9 protein-coding genes and 1 pseudogene are annotated in these 14,664 nt (G+C 72.5%); 1 reads left to right on the top strand and 9 read right to left on the bottom strand.

Annotation, left to right across the window (positions count from 1 at the left end):
* The first annotated feature begins 63 nt into the window (after nt 1-63).
* Nucleotides 64-600, top strand: coding sequence for a hypothetical protein (locus tag ABZ567_RS11950; protein ID WP_360787306.1), 537 nt, complete (start codon nt 64-66; stop codon nt 598-600).
* 81 nt (nt 601-681) lie between these two features.
* Here ABZ567_RS11950 and ABZ567_RS11945 read toward each other — a convergent pair whose 3' ends face one another.
* From ABZ567_RS11945 to hypF, 9 genes and pseudogenes are all read right to left on the bottom strand, one after another.
* On the bottom strand, nt 682-2,082 hold the full coding sequence (locus tag ABZ567_RS11945; protein ID WP_360787649.1) for an aspartate aminotransferase family protein: 1,401 nt from the start codon (nt 2,080-2,082) through the stop codon (nt 682-684).
* Between the two features lie 189 nt (nt 2,083-2,271).
* A pseudogene (locus tag ABZ567_RS11940) lies at nt 2,272-3,537 on the bottom strand (methylaspartate mutase); the annotation flags it as partial.
* On the bottom strand, nt 3,530-3,976 hold the full coding sequence (locus tag ABZ567_RS11935) for a cobalamin-dependent protein (RefSeq protein ID WP_360787303.1): 447 nt from the start codon (nt 3,974-3,976) through the stop codon (nt 3,530-3,532). The pseudogene ABZ567_RS11940 and the gene ABZ567_RS11935, both read right to left, overlap by 8 nt.
* A 50-nt stretch (nt 3,977-4,026) precedes the next feature.
* Nucleotides 4,027-5,244 carry a fatty acid desaturase gene (locus ABZ567_RS11930; protein ID WP_360787299.1) on the bottom strand — a complete coding sequence of 406 codons (1,218 nt, stop codon included), beginning with the start codon at nt 5,242-5,244 and terminating at the stop codon, nt 4,027-4,029.
* Between the two features lie 46 nt (nt 5,245-5,290).
* Entirely contained in the window at nt 5,291-6,814 is a 1,524-nt protein-coding gene (locus tag ABZ567_RS11925) for a pyridoxal-dependent decarboxylase (protein WP_360787296.1), read from the bottom strand.
* Nucleotides 6,815-6,939: 125 nt separating this feature from the next.
* Entirely contained in the window at nt 6,940-8,217 is a 1,278-nt protein-coding gene (locus ABZ567_RS11920) for an MFS transporter (protein WP_360787294.1), read from the bottom strand.
* Entirely contained in the window at nt 8,214-10,844 is a 2,631-nt protein-coding gene (locus tag ABZ567_RS11915; RefSeq protein ID WP_360787291.1) for an ATP-grasp domain-containing protein, read from the bottom strand. Before ABZ567_RS11915 ends, ABZ567_RS11920 begins: the two co-directional genes overlap by 4 nt.
* 30 nt (nt 10,845-10,874) lie before the next feature.
* Nucleotides 10,875-12,221 carry a biotin carboxylase gene (locus ABZ567_RS11910; protein WP_360787288.1) on the bottom strand — a complete coding sequence of 449 codons (1,347 nt, stop codon included), beginning with the start codon at nt 12,219-12,221 and terminating at the stop codon, nt 10,875-10,877.
* Complete coding sequence (hypF, locus tag ABZ567_RS11905) at nt 12,218-14,662, bottom strand: carbamoyltransferase HypF (protein WP_360787285.1); 2,445 nt, start codon at nt 14,660-14,662, stop codon at nt 12,218-12,220. Before hypF ends, ABZ567_RS11910 begins: the two co-directional genes overlap by 4 nt.
* Nucleotides 14,663-14,664: the final 2 nt, after the last annotated feature.

Raw genomic sequence — 14,664 nt, 5'->3', positions numbered from 1 at the left:
GATCAGCCGACTACCGTACGGATATGCCGCGCTGCCTGCCGCGGCCACACGAGGAGGAATCCTGTGTCGTCGCCCTGTGACCCCGCGTACGCTCCCGCCGGCGATGTCGGTGCGGCCCTCATGATGATCGACTCCCAGCTCAAGGCCGTCTACGACGGAAGGACCGAGGCCGATCCCGAACAGCGGAAGCTGGTCGAACAGCTCACGACGTCCATGGGCCCCACCGGCGTCGACGACGTGCTGGACGGCGCGTGCACGATCATCTTCATGTTCATGAAGTGGCTGCGGATGGCCTACGAGGACCACGACAGGGACGTCATCGAGTACGTCGTGCCCAACCTCGTGGCCTCGATGCGCATGATGCCGAAGAGCATCCGCCCCGAGACCATCCCCACGATGGCGGGCCTCGTCGTCGCGGCGGGCACCGGCCTGAGCCCCAGCCTGTGGCGCCGGCAGTACGGCGACTGGACCACGGAGGAGATGAACCCCCTGGAGGCCACCGCCTTCCTGCTCGCGGAGCACATCAACCGGCTCACCGACGACCGCCAGTTCGCCACCCGTCTGATCACCGAGGCGCTGTCCCGGGCGGAGGAGAGCTGAGCCCACGGCCGGGGCCGGGCCGCCCGGGACTTCCCGGCGCGGCCCGGCCCCCTGCCCCCGTTCCCGGCTCGGAGGGAGCGGTCAGCCCACGTACTTGTCGGCCGCGTACAGGGCCTGGTCGAGGATGGCCAGGCCCTCTCGGGCCTCCTCGTCGGTGATGGTGCACGGGGGGACGACGTGGATGCGGTTGTAGTTGTACACCGGCCACATCCCGCCCTCCTTGCACGCGGCGACCACCTCGTCCACGGGACGGGCCAGTTCGCCGCCGGCGGCGTACGGGACGAGCATCTCGCGGGTCTCCCGGTCACGGACGAGCTCCACGGCCCAGAACACGCCGAGTCCGCGCACCTCGCCGACCGACGGGTGCCGGTCCGCGATCTCGCGCAGGCCCGGACCGATGACCTCCGCCCCGACCCGCGCGGCGTTCTCGTTGATGCCCTCCTCCCGCATCGCGGTGATGGTGGCAACCGCGGCCGCGCACGCCAGGGGGTGGCCGGAGTAGGTGAGGCCGCCGGGGTAGGGCATCTCACGGAAGGTCTCGTGCACGGCGTCGGAGAGGATGACCCCGCCGAGAGGCACGTAACCGGAGTTGACTCCCTTGGCGAAGGTGATCAGGTCCGGGGTGACGTCCCAGTGGTCGACGGCGAACCAGGCGCCCGTGCGGCCGAAGCCGGACATGACCTCGTCCGCGATGTAGAGGATCCCGTACCGGTCGCAGAGCGTCCGGACTCCGGCGAGGTAGCCCGGCGGGGGGACGAGGATCCCGGCGGTGCCGACGACCGTCTCCAGGACGATCGCCGCGATCGTGGACGGCCCCTCGAACGTGATGACCTGCTCGAGGTGGGCGAGGGCCCGCTCGCACTCCTCGGCCTCCGTGGTCGCGTGGAAGTGCGAGCGGTAGAGGTAGGGGCCGAAGAAGTGGGCGACGTTCCCCGACGTGCTGCCGGAGTTCTCGTTCGCCCAGCGGCGCGGGTCGCCGGTGAGGCTGATCGCGGTCGACGTCCCGCCGTGGTAGGAGCGGTACGCGGAGAGGACCTTCGGGCGTCCGGTGTGCAGGCGGGCCATGCGGACGGCGTGTTCGTTGGCCTCGGCCCCGCCGTTGGTGAAGAACACCCGGTTGAGGTCGCCCGGCGCGATCTCCGCTATCAGCCGGGCGGCCTCGCCGCGCCGGTCGTTGGCGAAGGTCGAGGCGATCATGCAGATCCGGTCGGCCTGGTCCTTGATGGCGGCGACGACCTTGGGGTGGGCGTGCCCGATGTTCAGGTTGATGAACTGCGAGGAGAAGTCGAGGTAGCGCCTGCCCTCGTAGTCCCAGAAGTGGCGGCCCTCTCCCCCGGCGACCGGTATCGGGTTCACGGCACCCTGCGCGGCCCAGGAATGGAACAGATGGGCCCGGTCGTCGGCGACGACGCGCGCGCCTGCCTCCGGGTCGGGCAGACCGGCGGGGACGGGGGCGGCGGAGCCGGATGCGGTGCTCGTCATGGGTACCTCGATCGGTGGTTGGGAGAACGATGTGCGAGAGGGGTCGGGGGGCGGGAGCCGGCGGTCGGCGGTCTGCGGCCGGCCGGGGAACAGGGATCTCTCCTTGCCGACGAAGTGGTGGATGTCGGCGTGGACCGCCGCCATCCGGCTGCGCGGCGGGGTCCCCTCGGCCTCGCGCAGCAGCGCGGCCTGGCGGCGCAGTACCGGCCCGGAGAAGGGCAGGTTCCCGCTGCTTCCGTACCGGACCGCGCCGTGGGCGTCGCGGCGCGGCACGATCGCGGAATGGGCGTGGACGCTGGCGCTGAACGGGATGTCGAGCCTGCCGTCACGGAAGGCCCGCTCGATCCCCTCGAAGAGGGCGTCGGCCGCGAGGACCGGCTCGACGAGTTCGGCCACCTCGCGCTCGATCCAGTGCTGTTCCTCCGCCACGCGGTCCTCGTCCACGCGGACGAAGTCCAGCAGGTCCGACGCTCCGAGGATCGCGGTGCGCAGTCCGGAGGCGTTCGCGGCGGCGTCGGGGATCCCCCGCGCCTCCTGCACCGTCTTGGTGATCACCTTGGTGGCGCCGCCGAGCCGGGCGGTCAGACCACCCAGCAGGATCAGCCCGCCCGCGAACTCGTGGGTGGTGGGGAACACGCCCATGAACTCGTGGAGGACGGGATACACCTCCACGTCGGGGCCGAGGTAGCGGCGGGCCAGGGTGCGCGTCGCCCGCAGGGCCGCGATGTCCTGGTGGGCCTCCCCGCTCTGGGGATAGGCGATCGACAGGCAGCGGACGCCTTCCGCGACGGCGGCGATCCCTTCCAGGAGCGTCATGGCGAGGCTCACCGACGGCGGGACGAGCACGGCGGTGAGCGTCCCGAAGAGCTCCCGGTCGACGACGACCCCGGAGCGGGCAAGCGCGCCGCACACGGCGTCGACCCGCTGCCACGCGCGCAGGGATCGGGCCAGCGGGACGTCCTTGGAGTAGGGCAGGTTGTAGCCGATGCCGCCGCCCTCGAACGAGGTGATGCCCGACGCCAGGGAGACGGCGAACAGTTCGCGCGGGTCGGGTGAACCGTGGCGCACCTCCAGGGGCACGCCCACCGTCTCGACGAGCTGCCGGCCCCGCAGCCACCCGTGGGTGACCAGCGGATAGCCGTTGAGTTCGGCCGGGTCGCGGAGCAGGACGTCACGGGCCGCGCGGAACTTCCGCAGCCGGGTGTGCGAGTCGATGGTGACGGACAGGATGTCCGGTCCCGCGCCCTCCAGTTCGCGCAGGAGCTCCCTCATCGGCGTGTGCCCGCCCACCCCGCAGCGTGGCTGCACGGCGGGGCGCCCCCGGGCCTCCGCGGCACGCAGCACGTCGACCACCCGCGGCAGGAGCGGAGAGGCGAGGTGGGCCAGGACGTCGGACCAGTCGGGCAGCGAGGCGGCGACGTCCGGGGCGAGTTCGAGTGCGTCGAGCTCAGTCATGCTGGAGTTCGGCCGCCTTGCCCGTGCTCCGCAGCCGGTCCAGCAGCAGCACGATCTCGTTGCCGTCGGTCAGGATGTGGTCGACCCCCAGGTCCCGGAGGCGCCGCAGGTCCGTGTCGGTCGTGCGGCTGCCGACGGACAGGTTGCCCCCGACGACGACGGGCGGGTGGAGCCGGCCCGCGGCCCGCAGTGCCGGCAGCTCGCGGAGGTCGTGGTGGGCGTGACCGTTGAGGCTGCCGATGAGCACGGCCTCGGCCTGCGGGTGTGCGTCCACCGCGTCGGCGAAGTCGCCGAGCGGGGTGCAGACGCCGAGGTTGACCACGATGAAGCCGTAGTCCCGCAGTTGGAGGGCGATGAGCTGGTTGGCGACGGCGTGGGCGTCGCTCTCGGCGACGCCGAGGACGACGAGGCGTTCGCCCCGGCCTGGCAGCGCGTGCATCGGCAGTTTCCTCTCGGATTCCGGTGTCCTTGGGACCCGTGGGTGGTCGGTCAGTCCTCGAACGCCATGAACAGCGCCCGGTGGTTGACCTCGGCGAGGCGTTCGGGGTCGAACTCCTCGGGATCGGCCGTCCGCAGCGAGTCGAGGACGTGGTCGATGGCCGGGACAAGACCCCACACCTCGTGGTACGGGGGCCAGCCGGGCGCTCCGCGGCGGTGGTCCTCCTCCCTCGCGAAGAGGTACGAGGCCCATTCCCGGCTCATGGGATGGCGGTGGTGGTAGTCGTGCACGACCGTGTCCCCGGTGAGGACCAGGTAGCGGGTGGGGAAGTGGACGAACAGCAGGCGGAACCACCAGCGCGCCCAGGCGGCGTGGCGCCGCAGCACGGGGAGCCGCCGCGAGGGCGCTGCCTCCCCGACGAAGATCGCGTTGGTGAGGCTCGCGAAGTACTCCCTGCCGCGGCGGGGGGCCTGGCCCGGTTGCGGGAAGCTGTGCTTCACACAGAGCCGGAAGACGTTGCTGATCTGGAAGAACAGGGTCATCGGCAGGACCCAGGCGACGAGGACCGGCACCCACAGGTCGAGCCGGGTGACGAGCGCGGCGAGGAGCGCGTACCCCAGGGTGGTGCCGACCCGCCAGGCGGGCGGGGCGTAGGTGTAGTACGAGCGGATCCGGGCGACCAGGAAGCGGGCGTGGAACCAGGGGGAGACGCAGGCGCCCAGCACCCTGCGCCACATCCGGCCGCGGCTCATGCCGGGCCGCAGCTTCAGTGTCACCAGGAAGGCCTGGACGGTCGGGTCCCGGGTCGTCATGTGGTGCAGGGCGTGGTGGTCGCCGACGTGCTCGGCGCTGTAGCGGTCGAAGTCCTGGATCACCAGCGCGGCGGCGATGAGCCGACCCACCAGTACGTCGCGCTGCCGTTTGCGCCACATGTTCTGGTGGGCGCACTGGTGGTAGATCATCATCCGCAGGTTGCGGGCGCCGTGCAGGGCCGCGGCCCAGCCGGGCACCAGCAGCACGAGGAGCGCGCCGCCTGCGGCGAGCCCGGTCGCGCCGAGGGCCACGCCGAGCACGCAGGAGACGAGGGCGTTCACCAGGTGCCGGGTGGGCGTGTGGCGGACGGGGCGCTGCCCCGCGTACGGCCGGCCGGTCAGCAGGGTGAGCGGCGCGGCGAACACTCGCGGCAGCACCTGCATGGATTCGCGTACGGGGTCCGGCTCGCCGGAGCCGGCCGCGGGCACCGTACGCGGGGCGTTCACCTCGGACATGGCCGGTCTCTCTCCACTGGTCTCTCCCGGGGCGTGCGGCGCGGTGTCACGCGTGCTCTCCGGTCCGCAGCTCCTCGGCGGCGGCGAGGAGGTCGTCCAGGACGTGGTCGAGCTGCTCCGGGGTGGTCTCCGGGTTGAGCAGCATCAGCTTCAGGTAGACGCGGCTGACGCCGTCCTCGCCGGTGAGGTGGGTGCGGGCGATGAGGGAGCGGCCCTGCTCCATGAGGCGGCGGCGCAGGCGCCCGTTGAACGCGTCGGCCTCCGCGTCGCCGCCCTGCGGCGGGAGGTGGCGGAAGAGCACCGAGGTGAGCGGCGGCTCGGCGAAGAGCTCCAGGCGGGCCTCGCGGTCGATCCGCTCCGCCGCGTACCGGGCGAGGTCGTGGCACGTGTCCACCATGGCCGCCATGGTCCTGGCGCCGAGGGTGCGCATGGTGACCGCGATCTTCAGCGCGTCGGACCGGCGGGTGGTCTGCAGGGAACTGCCCTGGAGGCCGATGAAGCCGGCGCAGGTGTCGTCGTCCGCGCTGAGACAGGTGGTGGGCTGGAGCCCGAAGGACAGCAGCGTCTCGGCCCGGCGGACCAGGAGCACGGCCGAGGACGCCGGGGACCAGCCGAACTTGTGCAGGTCGACCGTGATCGAGTCGGCCTCGGCCAGGCCGTCGAGGAGGCCACGGAGCCGGGGGGAGAAGAGGGCGCCGGCCCCGTACGCCGCGTCGGCGTGCAGCCAGACGCCGTGGCGGCGTGCGATGGCCGCGAGTTCCGGCAGCGGGTCGACGATGCCGAGGTCGGTGGAGCCCGCCACGGCGACCATGGCGACGGCGATCCTGTCGTCGGGCAGCTCCCGGAGGATGCGGTCGGCCTCCTCGGGGATCATCCGGCCGGCCTTGTCCACCGGCACGGTGACGATGTTCTCCTCGCCTATGCCGAGGAGGCGCACCGCCCGCTCGATGGAGAAGTGGACGCCGACGGGGCAGAGCACCACGGGCTGGCCGGCGCAGGCGCGCATGCCGCCGAGGAAGGGGTACTTGCCGGTCTTCTCCGCGAGGACGGTGTCGCGGGCCATGGTCATCGCCATGAGGTTGGACACGCTGCCGCCGGGCGTGAGGGTGCCTCCCGCCTCCTCGGGGTCGTAACCGGCCAGCTCTGCCAGCCGGGCGACGACCCAGCGGTCGAGCTCCAGGGCGAAGGGGCCGCTCTCCCAGGCGTGGAGGGACTGGTTGAGCACGGCGGCGACCAGTTCGGCGACGGCGGCGGCGTCGATCGGGGGCGGCTGCATACGGGCGAGGGCGGCCGGGTGGGTGAGGTCGGCGGACCACTGCGCGTACGGGCGGATCAGGTCGGACAGGACCGTCTCGGGAGCGCTGCCGTCCTCCGGGAGGAGGGGGCCGGTCAGTGCCTTCCGGGCGGCGGCTCTGGCGCCCTCGGGGCCGCCGGGCGCCACCGGTCCTGTGCGCTGTGCCGACACTTCCTGGAGGATGTCGAGGGCCGCGTTCATCAGGGTCCGGACGCTCTCCAGACCGGCGGCGGTACCTGCGGTCCGGAACTGGGGTCCGGGTGCGGACGTGGACACGAGGGGTCTCCTCTGCGATGGGGGTGTGCCGCGCTCGGGACGAGGACGGCGTACGGCGGTGTCGGAGCCGGGCGGGGCTCCCGCGCGGGCGGGGCGCCCGGGAGCGGTGGGGAGAACGGGGCGGGTCACGCGCTCTCGTCGACCGGCTCCCCGATCGGCTGGGCCGGGAAGTCCTTCAGGCGTGGCACGGGCGAGAAGACGATCCACAGCATCGCGGTCAGGAAGGCGAAGGCCGTCGCGTACAGGGTGCTGCGCAGGCCGATCGCGTCGCCGAGGAGTCCGCCGGCCAGGGCGCCGAGCGGCAGCGGTCCCCATGCGATGAACCGGCAGCCGGCGTTCACCCGGCCGAGGAGGCGGTCGGGGGTGATCGCCTGGCGCAGGCTCACGACGTGGATGGTGGACATCGTGGAGCCGATGCCGCAGCAGGCGAAGGCCGTCACGTACATCGCGTACGACAGCGGTCCCGTCCCGGGGGCCAGCGGGATGAGGAGCGGGGCCGCGCAGCACAGCGCCAGTTCGGCGACGACGGCACGGCCGAGGCCGAGCCGGTTCTTCAGCCAGGTCGCGGCGACCGCTCCCACCAGCGAGCCAATGGCGCCCACGCCCAGGACGAGGCCGATGGTGCCGGGGCTCATCCCCAGCTCCCTTGCCGCGTACAGCACGAAGACGGTCTGGAGGGACATCCAGCAGAAGTTGTAGGTGCCGGCTTCAAGGGCGATGGCCCGGATGGAGCCGTTGCGCAGCACCACGCGCAGTCCCTCGGCGATGCTCCGGGCGGTGGAGGTCTTCTCGGCGGGGACCTCCGGGGCGGGCTCCGGCTGCCGGATGGCGAGCAGGCTCGCCACGGAGACGGCGTACGAGAAGGCGTTGGCGAGCAGGGCGACCGGGGCCGTCAGCCAGCCGACGAGCAGACCGGCGAAGCCGGGTCCGCCGATCTGCGCCAGGGAGTTGCTGGCCTGGAGCTTGCTGTTGCCCTCCACCAGGTGCTCCCGCTTGATGAGCGAGGGCAGGTAGGACTGGTAGGAGACGTCGAACAGCACGGTCAGCACGCCGACGAGCAGCGCCGTCACGTACAGGTACTCGATCCTCAGCAGGTCCAGGTAGGCGCACAGCGGGACGCTTCCCACCAGCAGGCCCCGCCCGACGTTGCTCCAGATCATGAGGGGCTTGCGGCGGCGGCGGTCGACCCAGACCCCGATGAACAGGGTCGCCCCGAGGAAGGGGGCGAAGCCGGCCGCGTTGAGCAGTCCCAGCTGGGTCGACGACGCCTGGAACTGGTAGACCGCCGCCAGCGGGAGCGCCAGCTGGGTGATCTGGGCCCCCATCAGCGAGACGGACTCGCCGCCCCACAGCTTGAGGAACTCGCCGTCCCGCCACAGGCCGCCGGGTCGCCCGGCCTTCACGCCTCGCTCCCCGGTTCGTCGGTGACGTGGTAGCAGCAGCCGATCTGGGCCCCGTTGGACATGCTGACGATGCCGACCCGCGGGTCGGGCGTGCCGCGCACCAGCATGCCGGAGTAGGCGCCGCCGACCATGAGCACGCCGTAGGCGACGACCATGCGCTCGAAGCCGAGGCCGTCCTCGGCGAGGAAGCGTTCGGCGACGGGCAGGACCCGCTCCTGGACGACGAACGGTCCGCCGACCGCGCCCCTGATGTGCTTCTCCCATTCCTCCTGGGTGACGGACCAGCCCGGTATGACGCCGACCCCGCCGTACAGCAGGGTGGGCTTGAGCGCGAGGGAGTCCTTGTGCGCGAGGACGTACGGGAGCAGGTCGACGGTGTCGCCGTCGTGGTGCACGGGCTCGTCGCGCAGGAAGCGGGTCCAGGGCAGGATCCGTTCCACCAGGTCGAGTTCGTCGGCGGTGAAGGCGTCGCGGTTGCGCTCGTCGCTGAGCATGGCGAGGCTGCCCTTGTTGCCGTACAGCTCGCAGTCGAGGCCGGCGAACAGGAAGGTGTCCCCGGCGTGGAGCGCGTCGAGCAGGGGGTCGACCAGGTCGCGGCTGCGCTGCTCGTCGGCCATCTCCCCGGGCAGGAAGATCCGGTACACCACGTCCACCTTGCGTCCGTGGACGTGGGGGACGCCGTCGCGGTAGTCGAACTCGGCGAGGCTGCACACGACGGCGTCGAAGCCGTGGCGGAGCCAGTCGGGGACGACGAAGTCCAGCCACGGCTTGGTGTACGCGTATCCGTCGGGCCATTCGGTGAGGGCGAGGACCGGGCGTACGGGCAGTTCGAACCCCGCGTCGGCGGCCTCCGCGCGCAGCACGTCGGCGATGCGCCCGATGGGGTCGGGGTGGGTCAGGCGCTCCTGGTGGGCGAAGTCCTGGAACGCCCTGTTGCGGTCCGCCGGGCGGGAGAACTCGCCCATCTGCCAACCGCCGAGCGAGCTGCCGGTGTTGAGCTCCATCAGCTTGAAGCCGCCCGGCTCGCGGTACATGTCCGCCCGGGACATGGCGGGCATCCGGCGGCCCGCGCCCCGCATCACCAGGTCGACCTGGGTGTCGGTCATGCCGACGGCGCGGGCGAAGGCACGGCGGTCGCCGTCGAAGAGCCGGTCGGGGATGGTGGTCAGCAGCTCGAACAGGCCGTTGAGGTCGGCTTCGAGCCGGACGCGGTGCGAGGAGTCGAGGAACACCGGCCGGTTCAGGGCCTTGCCGCCGCCCGCCCCGTAGCTGTTCCAGTCGTTGCGCAGCTCCGGGACGACCATGTGCGCCGTCTCCCGCTCCGTCGCCAAATAGCGCCGGGTCACCGGGTTCTCCAGGAGCGCCCCGAGGCCGTCGAGGGGGGACCCGCCGAGGACCGGCAGGATCTCGGCCTCCGCCCGGTCGAGCGCGGTGGTGAGGGACGTCTCGTCGTCACCGGTCGCGATGACGGCGGCGGTCCGGGGGGTGAGCGCCCGCGGCGGCAGCAGCAGTGCGTCTCCCGGCGCGGCCAGCGGCACCACGTCGGTCACACCGGGGACCTCGTCCGCCCGTCCGAGGTCCAGGCGCTCCAGGACGCCGTCGTGCGGCGGGTACAGGAACCGCACCTCGGCGTAGCGGTCGTGCCGGGGGGTCAGGTCCGGGGTGCGGCCCGACGCCAGCGCCGCGCCGGCGAGCGTGAGGTCGATGCCGCGGGCCAGGGTGCCGACGTACGGGATGAGGTCGCCGCCGAGCCGGCCGTTGAGCTCGATGAGGCGGCAGCCGGAGGGGGTCAGGCGGATCTCGGTGTGGGTGAGGCCCCGGTCGACACCGAGGGCCCGGTGGGCCGCCCTGACGAGGGCGTCGACCTCGTCGGCCCACGGCTCGTGGCGCCAGGGGCCGACCAGGTGGCCGACCTCCTCGAAGGCCGGGTCGTAGCCGAGGCGCTTGTGGGCGACGAACACCGGTTCCGCCTCGCCGTCGACGACGCAGCTGTCCACGCTGATCTCCGGCCCGGTCAGGTACTCCTCGACCAGGACGCCCCGCTCCGTGCGGATGCCGGGGAAGGTGGTGTCCGCCACCCGGGCGTAGGCGTCGGCCAGTTCGGACGCGGCACGCACGAGCGTCACCCCCATGCTCCCGGCGAGGGAGCGGGGCTTGAGCACGACCGGGTAGCCGATCTCGGCCGCGGCGGCGGACGCCTCCTCGGCGCTGTCCACGAGACGGTGCCGTACGCCGGGCAGGCCGGCCCGGTCCAGCAGGGTCCTGGTGATGAACTTGTCCCGGCAGGCCTCGGCTGCCGCGGTGGAGAGGTGCGGCAGCCCGAGCTGCTCGGCTACCCGGGCCGTGGCGATCAGCGAGAGTTCGTCCCAGGTGAACAGACCGGCCGGGGAGCCGGTCCCGTCGGTCTCCTTCGCCTCCGCGTGCAGCTCCTCGACCGCCTCGCGCAGGGTCTCCGCCCGGGTGGTGTCGGCGATGCGGAAGGACGCGACGTAGGGCTTCTCCCAGGTGAGTTCCTGGGAGGTCACCAGCGAGATCTCGTATTCACGGGCCAGGGAGGCCATCGCGTACTCGCGGTAGGCCTTCAGTCGGCTGCCCACGACGACGAGTCGGGGTCGGCGCTCTTGCATCCGGGTTTCACACTTTCTGTCGTGGGGGGTTCAGCAGGGCCGGGGTCGGCAGCTCATGGCGAAGGACTCCGCGGTCTTGCGGATCGCCGCCTCCACCGAGCGGCTGGACGTTCCGCGGAAGCGGAACCGCGCGGCGACGTGTTCGTAGCCGCCCACGGCGGGCAGCACGTGGCCCGGCTCGGGCACCACCCGCGCGTACGGGCCGTCCTCGCCGTCTCCCGCGGCCCAGCTGACGGCCGTCACCTCGCACGGGGGCGGGACGGGGAGCGGCAACAGCAGCCAGCCGGCGGTCGTGTACCGGTCCGCGCCCGTCGTGTCCGGTGCGGACGCCGCTGACGGAACGGACGGAGCGGACGGAGCGGCGGGCTCCCGGTCGACCGCGGGCACGGTCGGCGGGCGCCCCAACTGGATGTCCGCGGCCGCGGACATGAGGTCGAGACCGTGCACCTCACGCCACACGAACGGTATCTCCCCTCCCCCGACCCGGGCCCCCGCCTCCAGGAAGACCGGCCGGGGCGAGCCGTCGGGGTCCCTGCCGAGGAACACCTCCAGGTGGAACACCCAGGGGCGCCCGTCGCCGAGCGCCTCGGCCGCCGCGGCGGTGAAGTCGGCCAGCGGTCCGAGGACTTCCGGATCGTCGACCTCGACCGATCCCAGGAAGCTGCCCTTGGTGAACTCCTCGCAGTTGTTCACGTAGCGCGAGACGCGCCAGGCGCCGAGCGTGCCGCCGGTCCAGAGTCCGTCGACGTGCAAGACGGGGTCGGCCACGAAGGACTGCACGATGCGCGGCTCGTGCCGGTCCGGCAGGAAGATCCCGGCGTGGGCGTCGAGTTCGTCCTCGGCGTGCAGCAGGAGCACGCCCCTGCTGGCCGTGCCGCGCCGTGGCTTGACCACCACCGGCCAGCCGTGGTGCCCGGCGAAGACCCGTACGTCCTCGGCGGTGTCGGCGTCGGCGTACTCGGGGACCCGTACACCTGCGGCGTCGACCAGACGGACCATGGTCAGCTTGTCGCGGAAGCGCTCCAGCTCCGCCGGGGTCTGCCCCGGCAGCCCGAAGGCGACGCGCAGCTCGGCCGCGGTGTCGAGGTCTCCCTCGTTGAGTGCCACCAGGCGGGTCACCGGACCGAACCGCTCGGCCAGCTCGGCGACCGCGGCCCGCGTCTCGACGGGGTCGTCGGTGGCGCGGACGATCCGCACCGCCGCCGCCTCCTCGGGGACCGAGGACCGGCCGAGGTCCGTCGTGACGTAGGTGACGCGGTGGGCCCGGTGGTCGAGGTAGGCGGCGTACCGGGCGTGCCGGTCCCGCCAGCGGTGCAGGACCACCACGTGCTGCGGACCCGTCCCGTCGCGTCCGCTCGTCCGCTCGCGTCCGTTCATCCTCGCGGCTCCTCGTCGGGCGCCGTGAGCCGGGCGTGGGCCACCATGATCTGCCCCAGCGCGATGCCCCCGTCGTTGGTGGGCACCTGCTGCTGGCAGTACGCGCGGAATCCGGCGCGCCGCAACTCCACCAGGCAGTTCACGAGCAGGAACTCGTTGAGGAAGACGCCGCCGGAGAGCACCACCTGGTCGAAGGCGCCCGTGCCCTCGGTCTCGTGGACGGCCCGGCAGCGGTCGACGACCATGTCGACGACACCCGAGTGGAAGCGCCTGCTGATCTCCGCGCGGTCCACGCCGTCGGCGAGGTCGCGGGCCAGGGCACGCACCACGGGCCTGGGGTCGATCTCGACGGTCTCCGTGGTGGTGCCGAGGGCGAAGCGGTAGCGCCGGTCCGGGGCCGTCATGGAGAGGTCCCGGGCGAGGAGGCCCTCCAGCTCGATCGGCCCCTGCGCCTCGTACTCGGCGTGGGTGGTGACGTCGAGCAGCGCGGCGACGCCGTCGAACAGCCGGCCCATGCTGGAGGCGAGCGGCGCGTTGATCCCGCGCCGGGCCATGGTGGCGAAGACGTGCAGCTGCTGCTCGTCCCACTGCCCGAGGACCGGGAAGGCGCTCACGGCGGCCTCCGGATCGCCCAGCGCGTCCAGGGCCAGGGCGAAGCCCGTCCTGACGGGTTCCTTCACCGCGCGGTCGCCGCCCAGCAGGGGAACGGTGCGCAGGTGCGCGACCCGGCGGGCCTCCCGGTAGCTCCCGAGGAGGAACTCACCGCCCCAGGTGGTGCCGTCCGGGCCGTAGCCGGCCCCGTCGAACACGACGCCGAGGGTGGGTCCGGTCAGCCGGTTCTCGGCCATGCAGGAGGCCATGTGCGCGTGGTGGTGCTGCACCTGGACGACCCGGTCGTAGCCCGCCCCCTCCTCCTTGAGAGCCAGCCGCGTCGCCCGGAACTGCGGGTGCAGGTCGACGGCCGCGTTCTGGGGCGTCAGCGCGTGCAGGGCGGCCAGATGGCGTGCCGTCTGCTGGTGGGACTCCCAGGTCTCGTCGTTCTTCAGGTCGCCGATGTGTTGGCTCAGGTAGACCCGGGTGCCCCGGGAGAGCGCCACGGTGGTCTTGAGCTCGGCGCCGAAGGCGACCATCGGGGCGAGCTCGACGCCGACCTCGACGGGGTAGGGGGCGTAGCCGCGGGCCCGGCGCAGGAAACTGACCAGGGGACCGTCCAGCTCCGGGTGGGCGGAGCACCGTACGAGCGAGTCGTCGACCCTGGTCTCGATGGCGCGGTCGTTGTACAGGATCAGGTCCGCGATGGCGAAGAGGTGCTCCAGCGCGTCCTCGTCGCGGTACGCGATCGGGTACCCGGAGATGTTCCCGCTGGTCATGACCAGCGTGTCCAGCCCCTCCTCGGCCAGCAGCAGGTGGTGCTGGGGGGCGGAGGGCAGCATCACGCCGATGTTCGGGTTGCGGGGTGCGATCGCCTCGAGCAGTCCGCCCCGCTTCTTGCGGACGAGCACGATGGGCCGCGAGGACGAGGCGAGCAGTTCCGCCTCGGCCGGTCCGATCTCGGCGAAGCCCGTCGCGGTCTCCAGGTCACGGGCCATGACGGCGAACGGTTTGGAGTCGCGGCGCTTGCCGGCCCTCAGGCCGCGTACGGCCGCCTCGTCGCGGGCGTCCACCGCCAGGTGGAAGCCGCCGACGCTCTTGACGGCGACGATCCTCCCCTCGCGCAGTGCCGCCACCGCGGCCGCCAGCGCCTCCTCGCCCTGGAGGGCGTGTCCCGCCGCGTCGGCCGACAGGAGCCGGGGGCCGCAGTCCCGGCAGGCGTTGGGCTGGGCGTGGTAGCGCCGGTCGAGCGGGTCGCCGTACTCGCCCGCGCAGGCGGCGCACATGGTGAAGTCGGACATGGTGGTCTGCGCCCGGTCGTACGGCAGCGCCTGCACGATCGAGTAACGCGGTCCGCAGTTGGTGCAGTTGATGAACGGGTAGCGGTACCTGCGGTCCGCCGGGTCGCGCAGTTCGGCGAGGCAGTCCGCGCACACGTGGCCGTCGGCGGGGACGATGGTGTTCTTGCTACCCGTGTGGACGCTGGTCCGGATGACGAACTCGGTCGGCGGGTCGGCCGGTACGGGCAGTTCCTCGACGTGCACTCCGGTGACCCGTGCCTGCGGCGGCGCCTGGTCGGTGAGTTCGGCCAGGAAGGCCTCCACGGCGGCGAGGGGGCCGGTGACCTCGGTGAGCACGCCCTCCGGGTCGTTGAGGACCCATCCCGTCAGACCGTGCGCGAGTGCCGCCTTGTAGACGAAGGGCCGGTATCCGACGCCCTGGACCACTCCGGTGACACGGGCGAGGCGGCGTACGGGCGTCGCGCCGGGGTCTCCGGCGGTCCCGCTCGCGGTCGTGGCGGAGTCACCCCGTGGAGGGCCTCCGCGCACGTCCTGTTCGGTGGCGGTCATGG

This window comes from Streptomyces sp. NPDC016459, from assembly GCF_040632845.1.
In the GTDB taxonomy this organism is placed as follows: domain Bacteria; phylum Actinomycetota; class Actinomycetes; order Streptomycetales; family Streptomycetaceae; genus Streptomyces.
This window is presented reverse-complemented; position numbering and strand designations above follow the sequence as displayed.